This window comes from Bradyrhizobium sp. HKCCYLRH3073 (assembly GCF_051167995.1).
Lineage (GTDB): Bacteria > Pseudomonadota > Alphaproteobacteria > Rhizobiales > Xanthobacteraceae > Bradyrhizobium.
On the sequence record NZ_JBNPUD010000004.1, the window covers coordinates 133,352 to 158,356 of the forward strand.

General features: G+C 67.0%; 17 protein-coding genes. 8 read left to right on the forward strand and 9 right to left on the reverse strand.

Annotated elements, in window-relative coordinates; all coding sequences use genetic code 11:
- Positions 1–99: 99 nt before the first annotated feature.
- Entirely contained in the window at positions 100–2,181 is a 2,082-nt protein-coding gene (locus tag ACQR1X_RS11630; RefSeq protein WP_315801722.1) for an AsmA family protein, read from the reverse strand.
- Positions 2,182–2,393: 212 nt separating this feature from the next.
- Between ACQR1X_RS11630 and ACQR1X_RS11635 the strand changes: the two genes are divergently transcribed.
- Positions 2,394–3,068 carry a Crp/Fnr family transcriptional regulator gene (locus ACQR1X_RS11635; protein WP_316179246.1) on the forward strand — a complete coding sequence of 225 codons (675 nt, stop codon included), beginning with the start codon at positions 2,394–2,396 and terminating at the stop codon, positions 3,066–3,068.
- Between the two features lie 276 nt (positions 3,069–3,344).
- Entirely contained in the window at positions 3,345–4,979 is a 1,635-nt protein-coding gene (locus tag ACQR1X_RS11640; protein ID WP_316179244.1) for a glycosyltransferase family 39 protein, read from the forward strand.
- A gap of 24 nt (positions 4,980–5,003) precedes the next feature.
- Here the strand turns inward: ACQR1X_RS11640 and ACQR1X_RS11645 are convergent, their stop codons facing one another.
- The 4 genes from ACQR1X_RS11645 to ACQR1X_RS11660 all read right to left on the reverse strand — a co-directional run bounded on the left by ACQR1X_RS11645 (position 5,004) and on the right by ACQR1X_RS11660 (position 11,602).
- Positions 5,004–8,156: an efflux RND transporter permease subunit gene (locus ACQR1X_RS11645; RefSeq protein ID WP_316179242.1), complete on the reverse strand. Its 3,153-nt coding sequence runs from the start codon at positions 8,154–8,156 to the stop codon at positions 5,004–5,006.
- Positions 8,156–9,082 (reverse strand): efflux RND transporter periplasmic adaptor subunit, encoded by a 927-nt coding sequence (locus ACQR1X_RS11650; RefSeq protein ID WP_434898877.1) that lies wholly within the window; start codon positions 9,080–9,082, stop codon positions 8,156–8,158. Before ACQR1X_RS11650 ends, ACQR1X_RS11645 begins: the two co-directional genes overlap by 1 nt.
- A 160-nt stretch (positions 9,083–9,242) precedes the next feature.
- Positions 9,243–9,920, reverse strand: a complete 678-nt coding sequence (locus tag ACQR1X_RS11655; protein ID WP_315801727.1) for an OmpA family protein — start codon at positions 9,918–9,920, stop codon at positions 9,243–9,245.
- A gap of 131 nt (positions 9,921–10,051) precedes the next feature.
- Complete coding sequence (locus ACQR1X_RS11660) at positions 10,052–11,602, reverse strand: caspase family protein (protein WP_434899028.1); 1,551 nt, start codon at positions 11,600–11,602, stop codon at positions 10,052–10,054.
- A 351-nt stretch (positions 11,603–11,953) separates the two neighbouring features.
- Between ACQR1X_RS11660 and ACQR1X_RS11665 the strand changes: the two genes are divergently transcribed.
- Positions 11,954–12,760 (forward strand): N-acyl homoserine lactonase family protein, encoded by an 807-nt coding sequence (locus tag ACQR1X_RS11665; RefSeq protein ID WP_434863667.1) that lies wholly within the window; start codon positions 11,954–11,956, stop codon positions 12,758–12,760.
- 945 nt (positions 12,761–13,705) lie between these two features.
- Here ACQR1X_RS11665 and ACQR1X_RS11670 read toward each other — a convergent pair.
- Positions 13,706–14,683, reverse strand: coding sequence for a L,D-transpeptidase family protein (locus ACQR1X_RS11670; protein WP_434899029.1), 978 nt, complete (start codon positions 14,681–14,683; stop codon positions 13,706–13,708).
- Positions 14,684–14,885: 202 nt separating this feature from the next.
- Here ACQR1X_RS11670 and ACQR1X_RS11675 point away from each other — a divergent pair, with 202 nt between their 5' ends.
- A complete protein-coding gene (locus tag ACQR1X_RS11675) occupies positions 14,886–15,764 on the forward strand; it encodes an efflux RND transporter periplasmic adaptor subunit (RefSeq protein WP_434898878.1) in 879 nt (292 codons plus the stop codon).
- Between the two features lie 376 nt (positions 15,765–16,140).
- On the opposite strand, the gene ACQR1X_RS11680 is transcribed toward ACQR1X_RS11675, so the two are convergent.
- Positions 16,141–17,001, reverse strand: coding sequence for a caspase family protein (locus tag ACQR1X_RS11680; protein WP_434898879.1), 861 nt, complete (start codon positions 16,999–17,001; stop codon positions 16,141–16,143).
- Between the two features lie 430 nt (positions 17,002–17,431).
- Between ACQR1X_RS11680 and ACQR1X_RS11685 the strand changes: the two genes are divergently transcribed.
- From ACQR1X_RS11685 to ACQR1X_RS11700, 4 genes are all read left to right on the forward strand, one after another.
- Entirely contained in the window at positions 17,432–19,156 is a 1,725-nt protein-coding gene (locus ACQR1X_RS11685) for a hypothetical protein (RefSeq protein WP_434898880.1), read from the forward strand.
- Between the two features lie 211 nt (positions 19,157–19,367).
- The gene (locus ACQR1X_RS11690) at positions 19,368–20,093 is read left to right on the forward strand and encodes a thermonuclease family protein (protein ID WP_434885464.1); all 726 of its coding nucleotides are present in this window, start codon (positions 19,368–19,370) and stop codon (positions 20,091–20,093) included.
- 154 nt (positions 20,094–20,247) lie between these two features.
- Positions 20,248–21,435, forward strand: a complete 1,188-nt coding sequence (locus tag ACQR1X_RS11695) for a pyridoxal-phosphate-dependent aminotransferase family protein (RefSeq protein ID WP_434847380.1) — start codon at positions 20,248–20,250, stop codon at positions 21,433–21,435.
- Between the two features lie 8 nt (positions 21,436–21,443).
- Complete coding sequence (locus ACQR1X_RS11700) at positions 21,444–23,543, forward strand: S9 family peptidase (RefSeq protein ID WP_434898881.1); 2,100 nt, start codon at positions 21,444–21,446, stop codon at positions 23,541–23,543.
- 91 nt (positions 23,544–23,634) lie between these two features.
- Here ACQR1X_RS11700 and ubiG read toward each other — a convergent pair whose 3' ends face one another.
- Positions 23,635–24,399, reverse strand: coding sequence for a bifunctional 2-polyprenyl-6-hydroxyphenol methylase/3-demethylubiquinol 3-O-methyltransferase UbiG (ubiG, locus tag ACQR1X_RS11705; protein ID WP_409997904.1), 765 nt, complete (start codon positions 24,397–24,399; stop codon positions 23,635–23,637).
- Positions 24,400–24,446: 47 nt separating this feature from the next.
- Positions 24,447–24,914 (reverse strand): PH domain-containing protein, encoded by a 468-nt coding sequence (locus tag ACQR1X_RS11710; protein ID WP_315801735.1) that lies wholly within the window; start codon positions 24,912–24,914, stop codon positions 24,447–24,449.
- Positions 24,915–25,005 lie beyond the last annotated feature (91 nt).

Consider the following 25,005-nt stretch of genomic DNA (forward strand, 5'->3'; position numbering starts at 1 on the left):
CGCGCGCGCTCGCGCGCCTCGTTATCGTGCGGCTGGCCCTGAATTGCATCCACCGCTCGGGGGACATCCTTCGCGGACTCGGCCGGTAGCGGTCATATATTACCTATTGAAGATGCGCTTCAGAACGTCGTTCATCGGCTGGCTGTCCTGGGCACCGTCCTGCAAGGGCTCGGCGGGAGCGGCCTCTGCCGCGCCCTGGCCGGCGTCGCCCGGAGGCCGCGAAACAGCGCCGTCCTGGGGCGCAACCAGCGTACGGCCGCGGCTCTTGGCGGGCGGCGACGCGCCCTGCAGTCCTTGCTGAATCAGATTGCCGATCGCCGATCCGAGATCGCCGCCAAGCAGGTCGGATTGGCCGGGGGCCGGGGCCTGCCCATTCGGGGCTGCCGCTGACGGCGCGCCGTTCGGACCAGCAGCACCGGTGGGCGCAGAATTTCCGATCAGGCCGCCGATGCCGTTGATCAAATTGTTCAGCCCGGCTCCGTCCTTGCCGAACAGGCCCTGGCCCATCTGCTTGAGCCTGGCGTAGGCCGCGTCCGGATTGTCGAGGATGCCGGCCATGTCGGGGTAGAAGCGCGGCTGACTCCAGGGGCCGTCGATGACGACGGGAATCCCAAGGCCGATCGGCTCCGAGGTGCGGCCCTGGCCCTCGGTCGTCATCACGAGCTTCGGCTCGACCCGCATCGCCAGCGCCCGATTGCCCAGATCGATCGTCCCCGTACCGGCGACCTTGACCAGCGGTCCGACCAAATTGAGGTCACTGGTGGCGGCCTGCCCGCGCTCGACCTGAAACGAGGCCGAGAGCTGCGTGAGATCGGTCGTCAGTTCCTTCGAATCCTGCCATCCCGACAGCGGATTGGATGTCAATGAGCGGATCATCTGCGCAACGTTGATGCCGCGGATCGCGCCGTCCTGGAACAACAGGAACGCCGAGCCGCTCAGGTTGCTCATGATCGCCTGCTGGCTGGCGCCATTGGAGCGCAAGGCGAGCTTGCCTTGCATCCGCGCATCGAGCTTGTCGAATCCGGCGACGTTAGAGAGCAGCGGCAGCGCCCGGATGCCGACGAGATCACAGTGCATCGCATAGGCCGGATTGCCCGTGGAGGCGTCGATCACGACCTCGCCACTGGCCTGCCCCTCATAGGCGCCGAGATTGGCGATGGTCGCCTTCAGCAGGCCACCGGCCAGCGAGGCTTCGAGATCGAGCGGACCGAGGCGGGCCCCGGAGAGAACGACGTCCGTCGCCGACAGCTTCACACGGGCATCGACGTAGTTGAGACCGCGCAAGTCGATTGCCGCCGTGCTCCATCCCGACGCGCCGGCAGGGCCCTGCGCGGCAGGCGCTCCCAAGTCGAGCCGGCGAACGTCGAGATCGACCTTCACCAGCGGCTTGCTCGCCAGATCGACCGAGGCCCAGCCGTTGAAATCGCCATCGCCGAGCGTTCCGCTGAGACCGTTGATCATCACCACCGGGCCATTCAGGCGAACGTCGGCGCGGCCGGCAAGACCGCCGCGGAATGCATTGGCCACGTCGATCTTGAACTCGACCGGCAGGGTCTGGCGGTCAATCGGCAGCGCCGGCGCCGGCGCTGTGACGTCGAACGTGACCGGGCGGTCGCCGGCCCGGGCCGTACCCGTGATCTTGACCTTGCCATCGGACAGAGACGCCGTCGCGCCGATGCCCTCGAGACGATTCTCGACGCGGTCGCGCGGGTTGGACAGGATGACGGCGCCGTCCCTGACGGTGACCCGTTCGATCCGGGCCGCAGGCGCCGCTTCTGGCTTCGCCGAGGCACGGCTGCGCGGCGCATTATCCCGCAGCCGCTCGCGCAGCAGCGGCAGATAGAGTGTGGGCTTGTCGATGATGATCTCGCCGATGTCGGGCCGGCCGGACCACAGGCTCGACAGCGCCACGTCAGCCTGCAGCTTGCCGATCGTCAGCCGATTGTTGCCGTCCCGCTCCTTCGGATCCTGCACGGTGATGTCCGTCAGGGTTGCATGCAGCGACGGCCACAGGCTGACGCTTGCCGAGCCGGCGATGCTCAGGCGATAGCCGGTGTCACGTTCGACGCGGTCCTGGATGGCCACCGTAAGGAAGCTCGCCGGAAGTCCAAAAGCCAGCGCCAGAGCCAGCACGACGATGACGGCGCCAATCAAACCGCCTGCGATCTTCAATGCCTTCATGTCGATGTCCCAAGCGCGAGGCGCGAGCGGTCTCCACCGGTTAGCGTGCGGCAATGCCGACCCGGTTCAATCCGAAATTTTCTCGGAACGAAGACCGCTCCCAGCGCGACCAAAATAGTCGGAAGCCCGTGCGTCATTATGTGACTTATGACACACTTCCGACCGGGGGGTTTCTGTAACTGAGGCTTTGAACCATTGCCGAAGGTATAGTGATGAGCAAGCAGGCCGAATTTGCGGTCATTCTGAAGATGAACCCGATGTTCGCCGACCTCGGTGCGGACGAGTTGCAGCGAATCTCGGGCCTCTGCCACACTCAGCATCTGTCGTCGGGCGAGGTACTGTTCCAGAAGGGCGACCCCGGCAATGCCCTGTTCGGGGTGCGGCGCGGCCAGATTCGCATCGAGACCGGTGCCACTGACGGCAGCCGGCTGACGCTCAACTTCATGGGGCCCGGCGATCTGTTCGGCGAGGTCGCCGTGCTCGACGGGCAGGAGCGCACGGCGGACGCCACCGCCGGTGAAGCAACCGAGCTGTTCGTGCTCCGCCGCGAGGATTTCCTCAGTTTCCTGGAACGCGAGCCCAAGGTGGCGATCAGGATCATTCAGCTGCTGTGCCAGCGCATCCGCTGGCAGAGCGAGCGCATGGAGGAATCCGTGCTGCAGCCGCTGCCGGTGCGGCTGGCACGCCGGCTGTGCGCGCTGGCGGAGGATTTCGGCTCCGAGGTTCACATCTCGCAGGAACAGCTCGGCGTCTTCGTCGGCGCGGCGCGCGAAAGCGTGAACCGCCAGTTGCAGGCCTGGCGCAAGGACAAGATCCTGGATCTGCAACGCGGCCGCATCCTGCTGCATGACCTGACCAGGCTGAACACGATCGCACGCAACGATTAGTTGGCCGAGCGCGGCAAGCGCGCAGCGTCGTTCACCGCGAATTTGTCGATTGCGGGTCCAGTCCATGGCGGGAACTGCCCGTCGTGCATCGTTTCGTATCAGCATCGGCCAAAGATGATCGCAATTGGGCCACCACGCCTCACAATTTGCGACATGAACTCTTTTTAACAGTTCTAACAGGGTTCAATCCGGCAGCGATGAACTCCACGGGCTCGCGCACGGACGGTGCGCGGGGTGGGGCTTTGCGCGCCAGACAAGCGTGGTGGAAGCGAAGTCATGAGTCTTGCGTTGCCGGCGATCGCGATCGAGGCCAGTGGTTCGGTAGGCCGGTGGCGCAGAGCTCTCACGATCTGGATCGACGCCGTGGAGGACGGTTGGGCCGTTCCGGCCCTGATCGTCGGGTTCGTCGCGGTCTGGATGGTGTATTTCTCGGTCGCCTATCTGGGGGGCGATCTCCATCAGGATGTGATCGAGACCTGGTCGCTCGGACGCAGCTTCGACTGGGGCTCGACCAAGCATCCGCCGCTGATGGGCTGGGCCGCGCGGGCCTGGACCACCGTGTTTCCGCTGACCAACTGGTCGTTCAACCTGCTGGCGCTGACCAACGCGGCGGTCGGCCTCTGGGCCGTCGACCTCATCACCCGGCGTTTCGCGCGCGGTGACAAGCGCCTGGTCGTCCTGCTGCTGCTCATGCTGCTGCCGGTCTATCAACTGCACGCGCAACGCTTCAACGCCAACGCCGTGCTGCTGTCGAGCTGGCCGCTGGCGACCTGGTGTTTCCTGCGCTCGTTCGAGACACGTCACGTCGGCTGGGCCGTCGCGGCCGGCCTGACCGCGGCACTCGCCATGCTCGGCAAGTACTACTCGGTCTTCCTGATCGCGGGCTTTGCGGTCGCGGCGTTGTGCCACGGCGAGCGTCGGGCCTATTTCACCTCGTCCGCGCCTTGGATCGCGGCGCTGTCCGGCCTGGTCGCGCTCGCCCCCCATATCTATTGGCTCGCCACGACCGGCGCCCAGCCGTTCTCGCATGCGATCGAGCATCACGTCGGCAAGACCGCCTCGGCCGCCCTGGTCGAGGGCAGCGGCTTCCTGTTGGCGATGGCCGGCATCGCCGGTATCCCCGGCCTCATATGGCTCGCCATGACCCGGCCCCGCGCCACCCGCGTGCTGAACGATTCGCTCAGCCTCGACCCCGGACTCCGGCTGCTGGCGATGATCAGCATCGGGACCGTGGTGTTCCCCGCGCTGGTCTCGATCGTGTTCGGCACCGACATGCCGCCGCTCTGGGGCCTGCAGGGCGTCTTCCTGTTCGTCATCGTGATCGTGTGTGGCGCGAGCTATCACGCTCCCCGCGACGTCACGATCAATCTCGCCGCTGCGACGATCGCGATCGCGGCATTCGCGGCCACAGTCGTAGCGCCCTTCCATGCCTTGTACCGGAACTACGTTCCGTTGAACGAGGGCCGCGATTTCTACGAGCCGGCCGTGACCGAGCTCGACCGCCTGTGGCATACGGCGTCGAACGGAGCCCTTGTCGCCGTCGGCGGCGATGACGGCCTCGCCTTTGCCGCCGCGTTCTACAGTCCCGACCACCCGCACTATGAAATGGCGCTTGTGCACCCGCACGAGCTGCACCCTCCGTCGGAAGAGCTGACTGCGCAGGGCTGGGCGGCGCTGTGCTACGACACCGACACCTCCTGCATCTCCGGCATGCAAGCCGCGGCAGCGCAGGCGCGACGTTCGGTACGGGCCGATTTCACGCTCCGGACCAAGCTGTTCGGCCTGGAGGGCGCGAGCCAGGGCTTCGTTGCCCTGATCGTTCCGCCTGAGACCACCGCGCCAGTCGACAGCGCGCCGAACGTGGCCCACGATCTCAGCGCGCGCCGCCGTACGCCCTCGACCGCGAACTGAAACAGCACGTACCAGCACGTCATCTCATTCCGCAGCCGGCGACATCGCCGACGGCGGCGGCTTTGGCTGATGCCCCGCCTCCGGCCCATGGCCGGACTGCGCCTCGTCGGCAGTCTCGCCGGAGGAGACGATCAGCTTGCGGCCGAGGCGGGCGAACAACGCGCCGACATCGTCCATCACCAGGAACATCGCCGGCACGAACAAGAGCGACAGCACGGTCGAGAACACCAGGCCGCCGATCACCGCGAGCGCCATCGGCGAGCGGAACTCGCCGCCGGCACCGACCGCGAGCGCGCTCGGCATCATGCCGGCGACCATCGCGATCGTGGTCATCACGATCGGACGGGCCCGCTTCATGCCGGCGTCGATGATCGCCTCGTCGCGCCTGACACCGGCATGAATCGCTTCGACCGCGAACTCGACCAGCATGATCGCGTTCTTGGTCACGATGCCCATCAGCATCATCATGCCGATATAGACCGGGATCGTGAGCTGCTTGCCCGTCAGCATCAGCGCGCCGATCGCCCCGCCGATCGACAGCGGCAGCGAGAACAGGATCGTGATCGGCTGCAGGAAGGTGCCGAACAGCAGCACCAGCACGGCGTAGACGATCATCAGCCCTGCCGTGATCGCCGTGATGAAGCCGGACGCCAGCTCGTTCAGGCTCTCGGCATCATCCGAAGGGATCAGCTTGACGCTGGCCGGCATGCTCTTTCTGACCGGCAGCTCGTCGATCTGCCTGGTCGCATCGCCGAGCGCCGCAAGCCCGACGAGGTCGGCCGCGACGGTGGCCTGCCGCCCGCGATCGTAGCGGCTGATGCTGGTCGGGCCCTGATCGAGCTTGATATCGGCGACCACCGCCAGCGGCACACCGCCCTTTTCGCCGTACTGCCCGAGCGGCACCCGCAACTGTTCGAGGATCTTGACGTCGCTGCGCGCCGCATCCTCGAGCTGCACCCGGATCGGGACGAGGCGGCCGCCGGCATCGTATTTCGCCAGCGCGGGACCGACATCTCCGATCGTGGCGACGCGGATGGTCTGCGACAGGCTTTCTGTCGACACGCCCAGACGCGCGGCCAGGTCGGCGCGCGGCTGCACCCGCAACTCCGGCCGGTCGAGCGAGGTGTCCGACACGACGTTGGAGATGATCGGAATCCGCTTCATCTGCGACGCGAGCTCGCTGGCAACGTTGTCGACCAGCTTGGGATCCGAGCCCGTCAGCACCAGCTTGATCGGGCGCAGACCATTTTCGTCGGTGAACCAGAAGCGGATGTCCGGAATGCTCTCGAGATCCTTGGTGATCTCGAGCTCGAGCTCCTTCTGGGTGATCTTGCGCTCGGTCTTCGGCGTGTAGTTGACGATCATCCCGGCGCGGCGAACCTCCATCGCGCCCTGAAGCCGGCCGCCGTCAACGAACACGCTGCGGACCTCGGGCCGCTTGCGCAGGCGCGCGACGATGTCCTCGGTCACCTTCTCGGTGTAGGCGAGCTGCGCCCCGGGCGGCAGCTCGATCGCGAGCAGCGATCGCGCGGCGTCCTGGGCAGGCAGGAACCCTTGCGACAGCAGGGTCGTGCTCCAGATCGAGCCCGCGAATATCCCGATGCCCAGGAGAACCGTGATGAAGTAGTGCTTCACCGACCATGTGACGATGCGCTGATACGCACGCAGGATGAATCCGGGCGGCGGATCGTCATGGTCGTGGTGCTTGAGGAAGTAGGCCGCCAGCATCGGCGTGACGAAGCGCGCCGCCAGCAGCGAGAAGAACACCTGCACCGAGACGGTGATGCCGAACTGCTTGAAGAACTGTCCGGCGATGCCGGACATGAAACTGGCCGGCGCAAAGATCGCGATGATGGTGAGGCTGATCGCGATGACCGCGAGCCCGATCTCGTCCGCGGCATCGAGCGCCGCGCGATAGGGCGACTTCCCCATCCGCATGTGGCGCACGATGTTCTCGATCTCGACGATGGCGTCGTCGACCAGAATTCCGGTCGACAACGTGATCGCCAGGAACGACACCATGTTCAGCGAGAAGCCGAGAATATCCATCGCCCAGAAGGCCGGAAAGATCGACAGCGGCAGCGAGATCGCCGCGATCATCGTGGCGCGGAAGTCACGCAGGAACAGCAGCACGATGATGACGGCGAGGATCGCGCCCTCGAACAGGGTCGAGATCGCCGCTTCGTAATTGCCCTTGGTGAAATCGACCGACGTATCGATCAGCTTCAGCTCGACATCGGGATGGGCGGCTCTGACCTGGTCGATGCGCTTCTGGACCGCGGCGGCGACGACCACGTCGCTGGCGCCCTTGGCGCGCTTGATGCCGAGCGCGACCACCGGCTCGCCGTTGAAGCGCGCAAAGGTGCGCCGATCGGCGATCGTGTCGGTGACCGTCCCGAGATCGGCGAGCCGGACCTCGCCGCCGCCGAACAAGGGAATCATCGTGTTGGACAGCTCGTTCAGCGTCTTGGCGCCGGCAAGCGTGCGGATCGCCTGGTCGTTCTTGCCGATCTCGGCGCGGCCGCCGGCGACGTCGACATTGGTGCCGCGCAGGCTCTGGCTGACATTGACGGCGGTGAGGCCCATGGCCTGCAGACGGTCGGGATCGAGCGAGACCAGAATCTCGCGCTCGACGCCGCCGATGCGCTCGACCTGGCTGACGCCGCGCACGCCCTGCAGCTCGCGCTTGACCACGTCGTCGACGAAGAACGACAGCTGCTCCGGGGTCTTGCCCGGCGAGATCGCCGCATAGGTGACGATCGGCAGGCCGATCTTGTCGACGCGCGAGATCAGCGGCTCGGTGACGTTCTGCGGCAGGTCGGACCGGACCCGCGTGACGGCGTCCTTGACGTCGTTGATGGCGCGATCGGTGTTGGTCTCCAGCGCGAACGTAATCGTCGTCACCGACAGGCCGTCGGTGATCAGCGACTGGATGTGGCGCGCACCCTCGACGCCGGAGACGCCGTCCTCGATGATCTTGGTGACCTGGGATTCAAGCTCCGACGGCGCCGCGCCGAATTGCGCCACCGCGACCGAGATCACCGGAATGTCGGCGTTCGGCAGCCGCGTCACCGCGAGCTTGGTGAAGCTCATCCAGCCCAGGATCAGCAGGATGATGGAGAAGAGGATCGACGGCAGCGGGTTCCGGATCGACCATGCCGAAATATTCAGTGCCATCAGCGTACCCGCGTGCGATCGATGTCTTCGGCAAACATGGTCTTGATCTGGTCGCCATCGTGCAGCGAGCTGCCGGCGTCGGCCACCACGATTTCTCCCTCTGTCAGCCCGTCGAGGATCTCGCTCGACGTATCCGACACCAGGCCGACCCGCACCCGGCGGGTCTCGATCGTGTTGCCCTTCACGACCTGGATGGTGAGATGATCGATCGCCGTATTGGGCACGGCGACGCCGCAGCTCCGCCGGGCATCGATATTGGCGCGCGCGAACATGCCGGGCTTGAGCGACGGATTGCTGGTCAGCGCGATGCGCACATGGCCCAGCTGGGTGGTCCGGTCGACCTGCGGCGCCACCACGCGCAGGCGGCCGACAATGTCGGGAAGGTTGTCACGGGTGATGCGCACCGGCGCGCCCGTGCCGAGCTTCAGGAGATGAACGCTCGGAACCTCGGCGTCGAGCTCCAGCTCGTTGTTGACGGCGATGCGGAACATTGGGCCGGCCTGCGGCGAGGCCGGCGCACCGGCGATCGTGCGCACCTCGGTGACGAGTCCGGACGCCGGCGCACGCAGCGGCACCGGCCGGCTCGCGGCCGCTGCCGGCGCTCCCGGCTGCTGCGGCGGCGGCGTCAGGCGCGCCAGCTCCTGGTTCTCGGTGACGGTGTCGCCCTCCTTGACCAGAACGTCGATGACCCGCGATCCCTCCTGATCGGCGCCGACCACCGCCTCGCGGCGGGCCACGACGAAGCCGGTGACGCGCACGAGATCCGAGAAGCAGGCCTTCACCGCCTTGGTCACCAGCACCTGGGCCTGCATCGGCGGCTCCTCGGCAGTGTGATGGGGACGATGCTCGTACCAGTAATAGCCGGCGAACAGGGCCACGAAGACCACCGCGCTGGCCGCGGTTTTAAGGGATTTTGGCAGCTTCATCGGCAGGGGGATCCGGTCGGCGCGAGATGCGGGTTATGGATGCTGCGAATTTGGCGCGGGACGCTCCGACAAGGCGATGCGCCCCGCAATCCTGCGGGACGCATCCGGCCACCTCGATCTCCGGCCACGCGACCTCCGACGGCGCTTGATGGACGCGGCGCTACTTGGCCGCCGCCGTCTTGCTCTGCATGTTGACGACCTGGACGCGGCGATTCACCTCGGCGAGCGGCTGGCTCGGATCCTTCAGCTTGCTCTTGCCGTAGCCCACCGTCACCAGGTCAGCGCCGGCGATGCCGAACTTCTCGACCAGATAGCGCTTGATCGAATCGGCGCGGCGCTCGGACAGGTCCTGATTGTAGGCCTCGCCACCGGCGGCATCGGTATGACCGGCGACGACGAAGGTCGACCCCTTCAGCTCGGCGTTGGTCAGCGCCCGGCCGAGCGCCTGCACCGACGGCAGCGACTTCTGGCTGATGTTGGCGGAGTTGTAGTCGAAGGTGATCTCGAGATCGATGTTCGGCTTGGTCTTGGCGACCGCCGCGATCTCCTCGCGCTCGGCTGATGACAGCGACCGCGTCGAGCGGCCGCGAATGCTCTGCAGGAACTTGTCCTGCTCCGGCGAAACCGCGGGCGCAGCCTCCGACGGCGGCGACATCGACAGTCCCCGGGTCAGCGGCTTCTTCTGCCCGGCCAGGGCGCGGACGATCTGATCCTCGCTGACGTCATCGGCGGCGAAGGCCGGCATCGCGACGAGCGACGCGGCTGCGCTCAGGACCGTCGCGGCCAGGAGAGCCGTAAGGCCGGCGGTCATGGTCGAATTCGTTTTCGGTGCGGTCATTGCCAATCCCTCCTCACGCGAACTGATCGTCCCGGTCTCCGCCGCGCCCACACGCGACACCCGGCTGTTCGCTGTTATGTCGGTCCGGCCTGCCGCATGGTTCGAGCCGGCCGGCCGACGCGCGCAACAAATCAGCGCACGCCGTAAGCTTCGAACTCGCGGACGATGTTGGGGTCCATCGCCTTGGCGTTGGCGATGTCGAGCGCGCCCTCCTGCGCGGCGCCGTTACGCTGCTTGGCGAGACCTCGGCCGTACAATGATGACGTCAGGCGCGGATTGATCTTCAGCGCCGCATCGAAATCGGCAATGGCGTTCTTGACCGCGCCGCTCTTGAGGTTGACCAGCCCGCGGCTGTCGAGCGCGTCCACGAAATTCGGCCGCAGCCGCAGCGCCTCGTTGCAGTCGCGCAGCGCAGGCTGCAGCTCGCCGACGACCGTGCGCGCCCAGCAGCGGTTGTTGAGCGCCTCGACGTCCTTCGGATTGATCCGGATGGTGTCGTCGAAATCGCGGATCGCCTGCGCGTAGGCGCCCTTGCTCGCATACACCTGGCCGCGCCGGTACAGCGCGCCGGCATCCTCCGGATTGGCCGCGATCTTGGCGGTCAGGCTCTTGATCGTGGGATCGTCGGCAAACGCATCCTCCGCCGGAGCGGCGGGGGCCGCTGGCGCAGCAGGCGCGGCGGGCGCCACGTTCGCGATCACGGGAGATGGCGCGGGCGCCGGCGGCGCCGGAGCAACCGGCGCGGGCGGTGGGGTATCCACCTTCTGCACCGGCGTCGGCTGCGGCGCGGGCGGAGCCGGCGGCAGCGGCGACGGCACCGGCGGTGCCACCACGACCTGCGTCGGGGTCGGCGCAGGGACAGGTGGTGCCGGAATCGGCGCGGCATTGCTCTCGGCCTGCGGCGGCCTGACGCCGCCATTGCCCGGCACGAAGGAGAAGTCCTCCGCCAGCGACGACGAGATCCACGGCACCTGCTCGCTGCGCGACGCGCGGGTTACGCCGACGCGGGTGCGGTTCAGCGTCTCCTCTGCGGTGAGGTCGGGAACGCGGATCTCCTTCAGCAGCTCCTGCACGAACAGGCTGTGATCCCGGCCGCTATCCGACACGACGGCGGACAGCGCGGCCGAGTACATCACCAAAGTACCGCTCGGTGCGATGACCGGCGCGAGCCCAGCCGAGGCGGTGCGGAACCTGCGCTCATAGGGATTGCGCCGGGAGGCATCGAGCAGCGCGATCTTCACGCCGGCGCCGCGGCTGTTGATCTCCTGCAGCACCTGCTCGAGGCCGATGCCGTCGCGCCGCACGTCGGCCTCCTGCCAGATCTGCGCGTCGACCGGGATCATGTAGCTCTGCCGGCTCGACTGGATGCCGTAGCCGGAGAAGAACAGCAGCGCCACCGAGCCCGGCTTGATCTTTCCATAAAGCCGGTCGAGGCCGCGGCGCATCGCGTCGCCGCCGGCATTTTCCAGCGTCTCGACGCTGAACCCGTCGCGCTTCAACTCGTCGGTGAGATCGCGGGCGTCGTTGACCGGTTCCTTGAGCGGCGCCTCGGCATCCGGATATTTCGCATTGCCGATCACCAGGGCGAAGCGGTCGCCGGCCGCGCGCGCGGGCCATGAGACCACGGCCGAGAACGCGACGGAGAACATCAGGCCGAGCGGCAGCAGCAGGCGGAAAGTCATCACGATGGCGGTCCAGCGGTCAGCAATCAGGCGCCGTCCAGCTTGCGCCGCGGCGACCATATCCCACGCGTCAGGCATTATCAAATCGCCGTGACGGTCCGTCAACCGATTGCAGCGGTTGAAGAATCGTCTGAGGCAGCGACCGCCCGCAGGCGCCTGTTGCGGGCTGCGGGCCATGACACGAGCGCACCATGCAACGATCCCAATGTCTTGCAATGTGAGATGCCTCACGCTGTGTCGCGGCAGCGCACCGTCCGGTTCGACGCGCGCCGCGATTGACCTCGATGCGATTGACCTCGATGCCTGCCGATGGCTCGATGGTTGCCGTGCCCAACCAACGAGAAGGCCATCATGGGGAACGCCACCGAGATCTACGCGCTGCGCTATGCGACGATGTCGCCGCGCACGCCGCACATGAACTTCCTGCAGCCCGATCCGCACGACAGCACGGCGCAGGACCTCGACTATTTCGTGTGGCTGATCCGCACTGACGGGCGCGACATCCTGGTCGACACCGGCTTCAACGCCGCGGAGGCCGAGATCCGCCACCGCACCCTGACGCGCGATCCGATCGATGCGCTCGCTTCGTTCGGCGTCGACGCCGCCGGCATCCGCGACATCATCGTCACCCATCTGCACTACGATCACGCCGGCAATCTCGACCGCTTCCCGAACGCGCGCTTTCACCTGCAGGAGCGCGAGATGGCCTATGCCACCGGCCGCTGCATGTGCAACGGCATGCTGCGCTACCCGTTCACGGTCGAGCACGTCACCACGATGGTGCGCCACGTCTATGGCGACCGCGTCACCTTCCACGCCGGCGACGGCGAGGTCGCGCCCGGCGTCACCGTGCACCGGGTCGGCGGGCATTCCGACGGGCTGCAGGTGGTGCGCGTCGACACCGCGCGCGGCCCCGTCGTGCTCGCCTCCGACGCCGCGCATTACTACGCCAATCTGCAGCGCCGTAGCCCGTTTCCGATCGTCTACAACATCGGCGACATGGCGCAGGGCTGGGAGATCATCGAACGCCTCGCCGGCCATCCGGATCGATTCATCCCAGGGCACGATCCGCTGGTGACCGAGTTGTATCCTCGCGTGAGCGACAAGCTCGACGTCTATGCGCTGCATGTCGCACCGTCGCGGTCGTTTGCGACGTAGCGGCGGAGACCTGTTGTTCTGATGTAATTATCAAACAGCCCACGCGGTTGCAGGTCCGCGTTCTCGCGGCGCGTTTTGCGTCCGAGCTGTGATCATCGGGACACCCTCTTTTGTGAGAGGGCGCAGGGAGAGCCAGGCCTCGGCTGAGGCCTGCGGCCCGCCTGCGAGAAAAAATGCAGGCGGCAGAACCACAGGTACAGCCGGAACGACCCGGCCCTCCCTGCGCGATGGCTTTACGATTTATACGCAGTCTCCCCGGTGACCGGCTTGTTTGCCACCGTGGCGACAACGCGCGCATCACGCACGTTGCGCGGACCTCAGCGTCGGGAGGTCAGGACCCTGCGACTTCACCGTCCGCGGCATGGCGTACGTCGGCATGCATTGAGCACGCTGCGCCATCTCGCGGCCATCGCATCCCACCCCAACGCGTCGTGACGTTCGCGAGCGCCCCTCTTCAATGAGGCGGGACGGGCGGAAGTCTCCACCTGATTTGCCCGACGGCGCAAGAGAATTCTTTTTATCGGAAGATCTGGACAGGCCCGATCGGCTTGGCATTGCTCGTTAAATTCGCCGCGGCGCGCAGGAAAGACGATGCGGCCGGTAGGGTGGGCAAAGGCGCTGGCACGTCCTCGCGACACGCACGATGGCTGCGCGCTTTGCCCACCATACGCGGTGAATTGGTCGTTGCAGCGATGCTGCTGTACTCCGCCACTCGCCGTCCCGAGCAAGTAGCGACGCGCGATCGCGTGGTTGCGATGCCGACCCGAGACTCATACGCGGCGGCGGTCGCGATGGGCGAACTGTCAATGACCGGCCTGCCTCAAACCGCTCCCTGGGGTTGTGGGTCCCGGCGTTCGCCGGGATGACGGCGGTGGGTGTGGATCGAGCCGGGTCACGTCGTTCGGCCGGGATGATGGCGTAGCTTCGCCAGGCAACGGTGCCCGCTCAATGCAGCTCCACCTTCGCCTTCTTCGACAGGTGGTCGCCGAGGAAGCGCACGTCCCAATTGGTCAGGCGGACGCAGCCGTGCGATTCCGACTTGCCGACCTTGGACGGCTCGGGCGTGCCGTGGATGCCGTAGCCGTTGCCGACCGACAGGCCGATCCAATAGGCGCCGACCGGGTTGTTCGGGCCGGGCTTGATGGTGAACGGCTTGCGCGACTTGACGCCCTTGAACTCGTAGTCCGGATTGTAGCGGTAGTTGGGATCGGCATCGCGCGAGGTGACCTTGAAGGTGCCGTCGGGCGTCGGTTTCTCCTCGCTGCCGACGGTGGCCGGAAACACCGCCACCAGCCTGCCGTCCTTGTCGAATGCCTGCACCGTGCCGGCGTCCTTGCTGATGTCGAGCCGCATGATCTCCGGCGCCTTCTCGTCCGGCCGGATCACGTTGGCGACGGCGATCTGCTCGCCCTCCTTGTCGAAGCTGGCCTTCGGGTTGAGCGCCGACAGCAGCTGTTCGCTCATGTGGAATTTCTCCGCCAGCGCCTCGCGCGGCGAGGTGTAGCCGAGAGCCGGCAGGTCCTTCATGTCCTCCATGTGCTGCGGCAGCTTCTTCAGGAACGGCCCTTTCACGTCATCGCGGGTGATCGTGTAGGGAACGACCGCCGGCGCCTGGTCGCCGCGCAGCAGCGCGTCCCACAGCTCGGGCGTCAGCTTCGCATCACCGGCAAGCCCCTTGGCGCGCGCGAACGCGGCGAGCGCCGTGCGCGCATTGTCGCCGAAGCGGCCGTCGATCTCGCCGGGCGAGATACGCGCGCGATCGAGCAGCACCTGGGCGCGGATCGCCACCGGGTCCATCTTCTCTTCGGCCGGCGGCCGCTTGCGCAGCTCCGCGCCGTTGACGGCGTCGGCGGTGAGCTCGGCGGAGACCGCCGGCGTGACGAGGGCGGCGCAGAGCAGAAGTGGTATCCAGAGCCGAAGCATGATCGTGAGTCCCAAATAGAGATGGCCGACATTCGGCAGCGTCAACGTGGACCCTGCCGAGAAAGTTCGGGGGTCCTCCGCTGAACGTCGCAGCATGCTGGCGCGACTACCAGGGACGCGGGTCGGCTGGCCCGGCGGCTGCACGTCTGCTATCCCGACTTCAGCCGTTCAATTGACGTGAGTTCGCGAGGATCGGTTTCGCATGCGACATGCCGCAATTGCCACGATGCGCCAGATGCCGCTATTGGCCGCGGCCGGCGTGCTGGCCCTGATCCAGCCTGCGCTGGCAGCCGACGACAGCGCGCCGAAGGGCGCCGCGGTCAGCGTGCTCAAGGCGACCAAGGCCTGCTTCGACAACACGGTCGAGGTGTCCGGCATGGTGCTGGCGCGCAACGAGACCGCCGTCAGGCCCGACCGTCCCGGCCTGAAGGTCGCGGAGGTGCTGGTCGACGCCGGCGACACCGTCACGGCCGGACAGAACCTGGCACGACTGACCCCGCCCGAGGGCGGCACGATCATGATCCAGGCGCCGGTCGCGGGCACCATCCTGTCGTCGAGCGCCACCATCGGCGCCTTCGCCTCCGGTCGCGGCGAGGCGCTGTTCTCCATTCTCGCCCGCAACGAATATGATCTCGTCGGCCTGGTGCCATCAGCGCAGCTCGGCAAGCTCGCGGTCAACCAGACCGCGCGGATCCGCATCGTCGGGGCCGGCGAGGTCGAGGGCAAGATCCGAAGGGTGGCGCCGACCGTCGAGCCGAACAGCCAGCTCGGCCAGGCCTTCATCGGCATCAACGGCACGGCGCGGCTGCTGGTGAATTCGTTCGGGCGCGCCGTGATCAAGATCGGCCAGAGCTGCGGCGTCGCGGTGCCGCTGACCGCCGTGCTGTACGATCCGGACGGCACCGTGGTGCAGGTGGTGCGCGCCCAGCGCATCGAGACCAAGCGGGTCGAAATCGGCCTGATGGCCGGCGGCCAGGTCGAGATCCGCGACGGCCTCGCCGAGGGCGACGTCGTCGTCGCCCGCGCCGGCGCGCTGCTGCGCGAGGGCGACCCGGTGCGGCCGGTGATGGCGAGCAATTGAGGGCGGCGGCCGAGTCCTGCGGAACGGATGAAATGGGGAGGTCGCGCCAGTGGCGGTCGGCTCCCCTCCCCCTGGCGGGGAGGGGTCGGGGGTGGGGGTTCTCCGAGTCGCGCTCGACGTGATTTGCGAGCCCGCTCCTGGGAGGTTTTCAGCGATCCAAGGCAGCGCCATGCGGGAGGGATCGCTCCCGCATCCGCCAAAGCAGGATGTTTGCAGCAAAGGCTCAAGCCAACGACGCGCGGCGCCCGTGGACCCCCACCCCCAACCCCTCCCCGCAAGGGGGAGGGGAGCTGACCGTCAGCTTGGTGAGAGGGGGGCAAACGCTCAGGCGCTCTGAGCGTCAGACGCGTTGAACGAGAGATGGAAACCCCAGGCCTCAGCTGCCGGCGTTGGCGACGTCGGCGCTGAAGCGGATGTCCTCGACCAGGGAGGACGACACCATCGGCACCTGCTCGCCGTCGGAGCTGCGGGCGATGGCGTTGCGGGTCTTGTTGAACACGGTCTCGGCGCTCGGGCTCCTGCCGAGCTGGTTCAGCAGTTCGCTGACCAGCACGCTGTTCTGGCCCTTCGGATCGTCCAACACCTTGCCCGGCGTCGCCGACGACAGGATCAGCGCATTGGCCGGCGCGTTGATCGGCGCGAGGCCGTGCGAATAGGCGCGGAAGCGGCGCTCATAGGGATTGCGGCGGGAGGCGTCGATCACCACCAGCTTGGCGCGCGCGCCCTGCTCGCGGACCGTATCGAGCAGACGCTCGATGCTGGTGCCCTCGCGGCGCACGTCGGATTCCCGCCAGATCTTGGCGTCGACCGGGATCATGTAGCTCTCGCGTCCCGCCTGGATGGCGTAGCCGCCGAAGAACAGCATCACCACCGAGTCGGGCTTGATCCTGGCCTTGAGGCGCTCGACCGCGCGGGTCATGTCGTCCTTATTGGCATCCTCGACGACATCGACATCGAAGCCGTCGCGGCGCAGCGCGCCGGTCAGCGCGCGGGCATCGTTGATCGGCTGGACGAGCGGCGCATTCGCATCGGGATAGTGACCATTGCCGATGACGAGCGCGAGGCGCGCGCCGTTGCCGGTCGCCACGCTGCTCTGCTCGGAGGCGGCCGCCTTGGGCGCCTCGAGCGAACGCTTGTTGAGGGCAGCATGCGCGCCGATCGCGAGCGACACCGTGCAGAGAAGCGCGGCGGCGATCACGGCCGATCGGCGGGAAAGAGAAGGCTGCCTTGCGGTCATCACGTCAATCCTGGTCCGAGCCTGCCCGTCGATGCCAAAGGGGTGCACCCTTTGGTCGCGCTGGCGCCTCTGAGGTTTGAGGGGTTGCGAGACGATGTGTCGTCCCAATGCGCGCAAATTGCGGCGCCGCAACGAAGAAAGGATTAACCCGAACGAGCACCCAGGGCAACATCGGAACACCATTGACTTTTCAAGCACTTGAAGAGAAACGCAAATTTAACCATGGCGGCGATCTCCAAACGGCCCTGGGCGGACCGCCGGGAGGCCACATTGCCGCCAAATCCGCCTCCCGCGCCGTGACCGCCGTCACGTTGTCTTTGGCGGTCGAGCGTGTCAGTTTGCCCCATGCATGCGCACGGCGCGCCGTTTGTGGGGCGTTTCGAGCAGCGCATGCCGTTCGTCCCGCCTCCGACAACCCGCGAGTCCTCGCTTGAGTTTCCAGTATTTCGCCGGCGCGGCCTGTCGCGCACTGACGGCCCGGAAGGATGGGCCCTCGCTGTACGAGGTCTGCGACCCCATCCTGCGCCGGCCCGGCAGCGGCGACCCGCATCTGTCGAAATTCTACCGGACCGCGCTGGGGAACCCGGCGCTGCGCGCATTGCTGCGCCGTGCCGGCCTGCCCGAGCTGAACGATCCCGCTCGCCTCAATGCGCTGCGCGACGCGCTGGTTCTCGCCCGCGACAATCCGACGCCGGACTGGGAGCAGGTCGGCCGCCCGGTCGCCGATCTCGTCGACAGCATCGCCTTGCACCACCCTGCCCCGCCGCGCCGGACTGCGGCGGCGGCCATGCCGCCGGCCGGCGAGATCGACCGGGTGATCCGGGCCTGCGGTGCCGACCTGCTCGGCTCGTTCAGCCGCAATGGCTTCATCCCGACCTATGCCGCCTTCAACCTGATCGGCGATCCCGACATGAAGGGCTCCGAGGTCCAGATGGCGCTGCGGGGGCTCGACGCGCGCGGCTACAAGAACTCGACCCTGCTGTTCAACCTCGCCCGCGTCTTCATCGCGCGCTCGCCGGCGGCCGCGGTGATCAATCCGCCGTGGCGCGGCATCGCCGAGCCGATGTGGGAGCCGGTGCAGATCCGCCACCGCTCGGCGTATTACGACGCGTTCTTCACCGAGGCGCTGCTGAGCTATCTGGAGACCGGCCTCGCCTCATCGGAGCAGACGAGCGCGGCGCGCGGCGCCATCGCGGCGATGGTCGAGTTCTGCCTGACCATCAGCCGCGAGCAGGTGCGCGGCGCCGACGGCAAGAGCTACGACGTCGTCACCGCGCTGGCGCCGCATCCGCATCCGCGGTTCTCGCGCTTCTTCACCCAGATCAAGCAGGACCTCGGCTTCGGCGTCTACGTGCCGGATTGCGACACCACGGCATGCTCGTTCTCGGCGGCGACGCAGGCCGGATCGGACGATCCGATGCTGAGCCAGCCGCTGCTGGATTTCTACGCCGGCTACCAGGTGCGCGCCGGCGGCAACGAGCCGCGCGTGACGGTGCCGATCAACGACAACGTCGACTACGAAGGCGGCGTCGCGACCTGGATCGACAGCCTGGCCGGCGAGCGGCCCTACGGCAACGATCTCGATCCGACGCTGAATCTCGACGTGCTCGAGGTCTCGTTCCGCAATCTCAAGCGCTGGCAGGTCCTGGAGACGCAAGCGAGGCTCGACGTCGTCAGGCGGATCGTCGGCTTCCAGCAGCGGCTGGTGCTGAGCGGCGCCTTCGCCGATCCGCGCTCGCACATCTATTATTTGCCGGAGCTGTACTGCGCCTATTTCGGCCGCTGCTACCACGCCTTCATGGCGCTGCCACCGGCGGCGCGGCAGGCGATCGATCCCGACGGCGCGTTCGAGCTCATTCGGCTGCGCGTGCTGGCCTATGTCGAGGACGAACTGGTCGGCCGCGAGATGAATCCGTTCGACGCCGCGCTGGCGCTGATCGCGCTCGGCCATCTCGGCGGCGCCGCAGCGAGCTTCGCGCCGGCGGTGCATTGCATCGTGACGTCGTTCGGCGAGGGCGGCCGGCGCCATCCGTACCGCGCCTATGAATGGAACAAGATGAAGACCCCGACCCGCATCCTGGTCGGCGGCCCCGAGGTGACATCCGCGTTTGTGCTGATGGGCCTGGCGCTGGCCCGGCGGGTGGCGGTGAACTGATCGAGCGCGATCTCGGCGGCAAGGGCAGTGTGCTCCCCTCCCCCTTGCGCGGAGGGGAGCAGAGCGACGCCTTGGCCATAGCTCGGCTCCTACTTTCGGCCGCCATCGCGCGAAGTTGAGCGACTCAGGCAATCGCGGCGCTGGAACTGGCGGGCGATCCGCCGCACTATCGCTGCTATTGCCCATCCCCAAGGACGACCCGCGCCCGTTGATGTCGATGAAACCAGCCCTGCTCGCGCTCCTCCTGCTGCTGCCCTCCGTCGCGTCCGCGGCCGACATCACCGGGATTCCCAAGATCCGTGAGGCCGACGGGATCACGATCGGGGCCACCCGCATCCGGCTCGGCGGCATCGACGCGCCCTCCGTGGATCAGCTCTGCCTCAACAAGAACGGCGAGCGCTGGACCTGCGGCGTGGCCGCGCGTGACGAACTGATCAAGCACGCGGACGGCAAGAGCTGGACCTGTCATCCGCGCTCGATCGATCGCCGCGGCCGCCAGGTGGCGCGCTGCGACGTCGACGGCGAGGACATCCAGAAATGGCTGGTGCGCAGCGGCTGGGCGCTGGCCTATCGCACCCTCTCGCATGACTACGAGCCGGACGAGGCGGAGGCGCGAGCCGCCAAGGCCGGCATGTGGCAGGGCGCGTTCATCGCGCCATGGGACTGGCGCGTACGCAACAAGAAGACTGCGATCCTCGGCGCCACCAAGCCGCCGGAGGGCGCGCGCAAGATCCTGCTCGCCTCGGCTTCGGGCCCGGTCGCGCCCTCGCCGGACTGCACCATCAAGGGCAATGTCAACGGCGCCGGCGAATGCATCTATCACACGCAGAAGAGCCGCTGGTACGCGCAGATCAAGATGCACGTGTCGAAGGGCACGCGCTGGTTCTGCTCGGTCGAGGAGGCCGAGGCCGCCGGCTGCCGCGAGACCCGGCGCTGAGCCCCGCCGCGCCGGCCCGCCGGGGCATGACAGCCCCCCGGGTTCTCCGGCTTTTCTTATGCGGCGCCGCCACGTAAAACGGCGCTGGGCCGGCCGTGTGCGAGAGCCCATCACCACCCTCAACCGCCAAACCACATCGCCGAGGACACTGACAATGACCGTTCGCGCGGGCCGGGAGTTTCTGGCCATCCCGGGACCCACCACGATGCCCGACGAGGTGCTGCAGGCGATGCACCGCCCCGCGCTCGACATCTACTCCAAGCAGATGGTCGAGCTGACCGACGGCATCATGTCCGACCTCGGCCGTCTCTTCGCGACCAAGGGCAAGACCTACATCTACATCGCCAACGGTCACGGCGCCTGGGAGGCCGTGCTCTCCAACGTGCTGGCGCGCGGCGACAAGGTGCTGGTGCTGGAGAGCGGCCGCTTCGCGATCGGCTGGGGCAATGCGGCACGCGCGATGGGCGCCGAGGTCGAAGTGCTCCGTGGCGACTGGCGCCGCGCGGTGCGGCCGGCCGAGGTCGAGGCGCGGCTGCGCGCCGACAAGGAGCACTCCATCAAGGCGATCGTGGTGGCGCAGATCGATACGGCGTCGGGCGTCGTCAATGACGTCGAGGCGATCGGCCGCGCCATCAAGGCCGCAGGCCATCCGGCGCTCTACATGGTCGACACCGTCGCTTCGCTCGGCTGCATGCCGTTCGAGATGGATGAATGGGGCATCGACGTCGCGATGTCCGGCTCGCAGAAGGGCCTGATGACGCCGCCCGGTCTCGGCTTCGTCGCCGCGAACGCCCGCGCGCTCGAGGCGCACAAGCGCGCCAACATGCGCACGCCCTATTGGGACTGGAGCGAGCGCGAGGGCACCGAGCACTATCGCAAATATGGCGGCACCGCGCCGGTGCATCTCTTGTTCGCGCTGCGCCAGGCCATGGACATGCTGTTCGACGAAGGGCTGCCGCACGCCTTCCGCCGCCATGAGCTGCTCGCCGAGGCCGTGCGACGCGCGGTGGCGAAGTGGAGCGAGGGCCAGGTGATCGGCTTCAATATCGCAGACGCCGCCGAGCGCTCCAACACCGTGACCACGGTGCTGGTCGGCGGCGGCCATGATCCGGCGGTGCTGCAGACCTACTGCAAGGAGCAGTGCGGCGTCGTGCTCGGCACCGGGATCGGCGACCTGCAGGGCCAGGCGTTCCGCATCGCCCATATGGGCCATGTCAACGCGCCGATGGTGCTGGGCACGCTCGGCGTGATCGAAATGGCGCTGGTGGCGTTGAAGATCCCGCACGGCCGCGGCGGCCTCGACGCCGCGATCCAATGGCTCGGCGAGAGCGTGACCCCGTAAAGGACGAGATGACAGACAGCAGCAAAACAGCGCCGGTGGCGCCGCGCCATCAGCACAGCTTCACCCGCCACGGCATCACCGTGCAGGACGACTATGCGTGGCTGAAAGACGCGCGCTGGCAGGAGGTGCTGCACGATCCGTCGCTGCTGGATGCTGATATCCGCGCCTATCTCGAAGCCGAGAACGCCTATGCGGAATCCGTGCTCGGCCACACCTCACCGCTGCAGAAGAAGCTCGTCGCGGAGATGCGCGGCCGCATCAAGGAGGACGATTCCTCGGTGCCGTCGCCGGACGGGCCCTACGCTTATTTCCGCAAGTACCGCGAGGGCGGCCAGCACGAATTGTTCTGCCGGACGCCGCGCAACGGCGGGGCGGAGACGATCGGGCTCGACGGCGACGCGCTGGCGCGCGGGCATGAGTATTTCAAGTTCGGCGGCAGCCGGCATTCGCACGACCACAAGCGCGTGGCGTGGAGCGCCGACACCAAGGGCTCGGAATATTTCACCATCCGCGTGCGCGACTGGGATGGCGGCGATGACCTCGCCGACATCGTCGAGGAGACCGACGGCGGCGCGGTGTGGTCGCGCGACTGCAAAAGCTTCTTCTACGTCAAGCTCGACGACAACCACCGCCCGATGCAGGTGTGGCGGCACAGGCTCGGCACCAGGCAGGCCGATGACGTGCTGGTGTACGAGGAGAAGGACACCGGCTGGTTCACCCATGTGCACGAGTCGACCTCGGGCCGGTTCTGCGTCATCGCCGGCGGCGACCATGAGACCTCCGAGCAGCGGCTGATCGATCTCGACCATCCCGAGGCGCCGCCGCGGCTCATCGCCGCCCGCGAGAACGGCGTGCAATATTCGATCGCCGACCGCGGCGACGAGCTGTTCATCCTGACCAATGCCGATGGCGCGATCGACTTCAAGATCGTCACCGCGCCGCTGTCCGCGCCCGGGCGCGCCAACTGGCGCGACCTCATTCCGCACCGCGCCGGCATCTACGTGCTCGACCACGATCTCTATGCGGGCCATCTGGTGCGACTGGAGCGCGCCAACGCGCTGCCGTCGATCGTGATCCGCGACCTGACATCCGGCGAGGAGCACGCGATCGCCTTCGACGAGGGCGCCTATTCGCTCGACGCGATGGGCTCCTACGAGTTCGATACGACCAACCTGCGCTTTGCCTATTCGTCGATGACGACGCCGTCGGAGGTGTGGGACTACGACATGGTGACGCGCGCGAAAACCTTGCGCAAGCGCCAGGAGATTCCGTCCGGGCACAATCCCGCCGACTACGTCACCACGCGCATCATGGCGAAGGCCGATGATGGCGCCGAGGTGCCGGTGTCGCTGCTGCACCGGCGCGACTTCAAGGCCGACGGCTCGGCGCCGCTGCTGCTCTATGGCTACGGCTCCTATGGGCATGCGATGCCGGCGTCTTTCAGCACCAACCGGCTGTCGCTGGTCGACCGCGGCTTCGTCTACGCCATCGCCCATATCCGCGGCGGCACCGACAAGGGCTGGGGCTGGTACCTCGACGGCAAGCGCGAGAAGAAGACCAACAGTTTCGATGATTTCGCGGCCTGCGCGCGGGCGCTGATCGCGGCCAACTACACCAGCGCGAAGCGCATCGTCGGCCATGGCGGCAGTGCCGGCGGCATGCTGATGGGCGCGGTCGCCAACCGCGCAGGTGAGCTGTTCGCCGGCATCGTCGCCGAGGTGCCGTTCGTCGACGTGCTGAATACGATGCTCGACGACACCCTGCCGCTGACGCCGCCGGAATGGCCCGAATGGGGCAACCCGATCGAGAGCGAGACGGATTTCCGCACCATCCTGTCCTACTCGCCGTATGAGAACGTCGCGGCCAAGGACTATCCGGCGATCCTGGCCATGGCCGGCCTGACGGACCCGCGCGTCACCTATTGGGAGCCGGCAAAGTGGATCGCGCGGCTGCGCGCGACGATGACCGGTGGCGGGCCGGTCCTCCTGCGCACCAACATGGGCGCCGGCCACGGCGGCGCCTCCGGGCGCTTCAACCGGCTGGATGAGGTCGCAATCGTCTATGCGTTCGCACTGTGGGCGGTGGGGCTGGCGGATCGGACGGCGTGAGCGCGGCCGACGCCGGCAATCGCCGGATGTGGCGCGGGATCGCACCCCATCGACACCGGTTGTGGAGCGGCAGCCGGGCACACCGCGCCGGCTAGACCATCTGCTCGGCGACCACCATGTAGTTCACGTCCATGTCGGTCGACAGGCTCCAGCGGTCGGCGAAGGGGCTGTAGACGACGCCGCTCTGCTCGGTGATGACCAGGCGGTTGTCGAGCAGGTATTTGGTCAGTTCGTCCGGCGTGACGAACTTGCTCCACTCGTGCGTGCCGCGCGGCAGCCAGCGCAGCACGTATTCGGCGCCGACGATGGCGAGCGCAAAGCTCTTCCAGTTGCGGTTCAGGGTCGAGACCACCATCATGCCGCCCGGCTTCAGCACCGCGGCACAGCGGCCGAGGAAGGCACTGACGTCGGTGACGTGCTCGACGACCTCCATCGCCAGCACGATGTCGAAGCGCTCGCGCGGGTCCATCTCCTCGATCGTGGTGCAGCGGTAGTCGATCGACAGATGCCCCTTCTCGGCATGCAGCCTGGCAGCGGCAATGTTGCTGGCCGAAGGGTCGACGCCGACGACCTGCGCGCCCAGCCGTGTGAACGGCTCGCACAGCAATCCCGCGCCGCAGCCGATGTCGAGCATGCGCAGCCCCGACAGGCAGTTGAGGCTCTTGGCGTTGCGCTCGAATTTCCGGCAGGCGGCATCGCGGATATAGGTCAGGCGCAGCGGGTTGATCTTGTGCAGGGGCGCCATCTTGCCCTTCGGGTCCCACCAGGTCTCGGACAGTTTCGAGAACTTCGCGATCTCGGCCGGATCGACGGTCGAGCCGGAGGGAACAGAAGGGCTGCGGGAATCCTGAGGCATTGTCATCGCTGAATACTCAATGATCGAAGCTGCGGCGCCGTACCGGGCTAACGCGCCGTGATGGCGTTCCGGAACGCCAGCGGCTCCGCGATGGTCGAAATGGTTTCCTTGCCCTCGCCCACACCCAAGATGGTGACATCGCCGTAATTGAGAACCCGTCCCATGATGGTCTGGTTGACGTCGACGCTCTCGACCTTGTCGAGGGCCATCTCGAAGGTACGGCGCTTGATGAAACCGGTTTTGTGCACGACGCGGCGATTGGTGACGTCCGTCTCGGTGGTGAGACGATGGAACCAGGCCCGGACCGTCCAATACAGCGCAACAATGGCGATGACGGCGGCGGTGGCCAGGCACAGCATGACCAGATTGTCGTTCACGGTCATGCGGGTGAGGACGAGCAATCCGAACACGACGATCCAGGCCCCGATCGCCGGAAGGTAGAACATCCAGTGCGCATTGGTCGAATACAGCACCTTCTCGCCGGGTTGCAGGATTTCGTCGATGTAACGCGCCATTCCAAGCCTCTAACCTGACCCTGTAACCTGACCCTGTCACCACAAGGAACCGTCTTGCCCCCAGCCGCGGCGCTATGTATACGCGCGTTTC

Excerpts from the sequence above, each read along its gene's own strand:
- ACQR1X_RS11655 (WP_315801727.1), bottom strand. The coding sequence starts at position 9,920 with ATGACCGCACCGAAAACGAATTCGACCATGACCGCCGGCCTTACGGCT.
- ACQR1X_RS11635 (WP_316179246.1), top strand. The coding sequence starts at position 2,394 with ATGAGCAAGCAGGCCGAATTTGCGGTCATTCTGAAGATGAACCCGATG.
- ACQR1X_RS11710 (WP_315801735.1), bottom strand. The coding sequence starts at position 24,914 with ATGGCGCGTTACATCGACGAAATCCTGCAACCCGGCGAGAAGGTGCTG.
- ACQR1X_RS11680 (WP_434898879.1), bottom strand. The coding sequence starts at position 17,001 with ATGACCGCAAGGCAGCCTTCTCTTTCCCGCCGATCGGCCGTGATCGCC.
- ACQR1X_RS11675 (WP_434898878.1), top strand. The coding sequence starts at position 14,886 with ATGCGACATGCCGCAATTGCCACGATGCGCCAGATGCCGCTATTGGCC.
- ACQR1X_RS11670 (WP_434899029.1), bottom strand. The coding sequence starts at position 14,683 with ATGCTTCGGCTCTGGATACCACTTCTGCTCTGCGCCGCCCTCGTCACG.
- ACQR1X_RS11645 (WP_316179242.1), bottom strand. The coding sequence starts at position 8,156 with ATGGCACTGAATATTTCGGCATGGTCGATCCGGAACCCGCTGCCGTCG.
- ACQR1X_RS11630 (WP_315801722.1), bottom strand. The coding sequence starts at position 2,181 with ATGAAGGCATTGAAGATCGCAGGCGGTTTGATTGGCGCCGTCATCGTC.
- ACQR1X_RS11700 (WP_434898881.1), top strand. The coding sequence starts at position 21,444 with ATGACAGACAGCAGCAAAACAGCGCCGGTGGCGCCGCGCCATCAGCAC.
- ACQR1X_RS11665 (WP_434863667.1), top strand. The coding sequence starts at position 11,954 with ATGGGGAACGCCACCGAGATCTACGCGCTGCGCTATGCGACGATGTCG.
- ACQR1X_RS11690 (WP_434885464.1), top strand. The coding sequence starts at position 19,368 with ATGTCGATGAAACCAGCCCTGCTCGCGCTCCTCCTGCTGCTGCCCTCC.
- ACQR1X_RS11650 (WP_434898877.1), bottom strand. The coding sequence starts at position 9,082 with ATGAAGCTGCCAAAATCCCTTAAAACCGCGGCCAGCGCGGTGGTCTTC.
- ubiG (WP_409997904.1), bottom strand. The coding sequence starts at position 24,399 with ATGCCTCAGGATTCCCGCAGCCCTTCTGTTCCCTCCGGCTCGACCGTC.
- ACQR1X_RS11640 (WP_316179244.1), top strand. The coding sequence starts at position 3,345 with ATGAGTCTTGCGTTGCCGGCGATCGCGATCGAGGCCAGTGGTTCGGTA.
- ACQR1X_RS11695 (WP_434847380.1), top strand. The coding sequence starts at position 20,248 with ATGACCGTTCGCGCGGGCCGGGAGTTTCTGGCCATCCCGGGACCCACC.
- ACQR1X_RS11660 (WP_434899028.1), bottom strand. The coding sequence starts at position 11,602 with ATGACTTTCCGCCTGCTGCTGCCGCTCGGCCTGATGTTCTCCGTCGCG.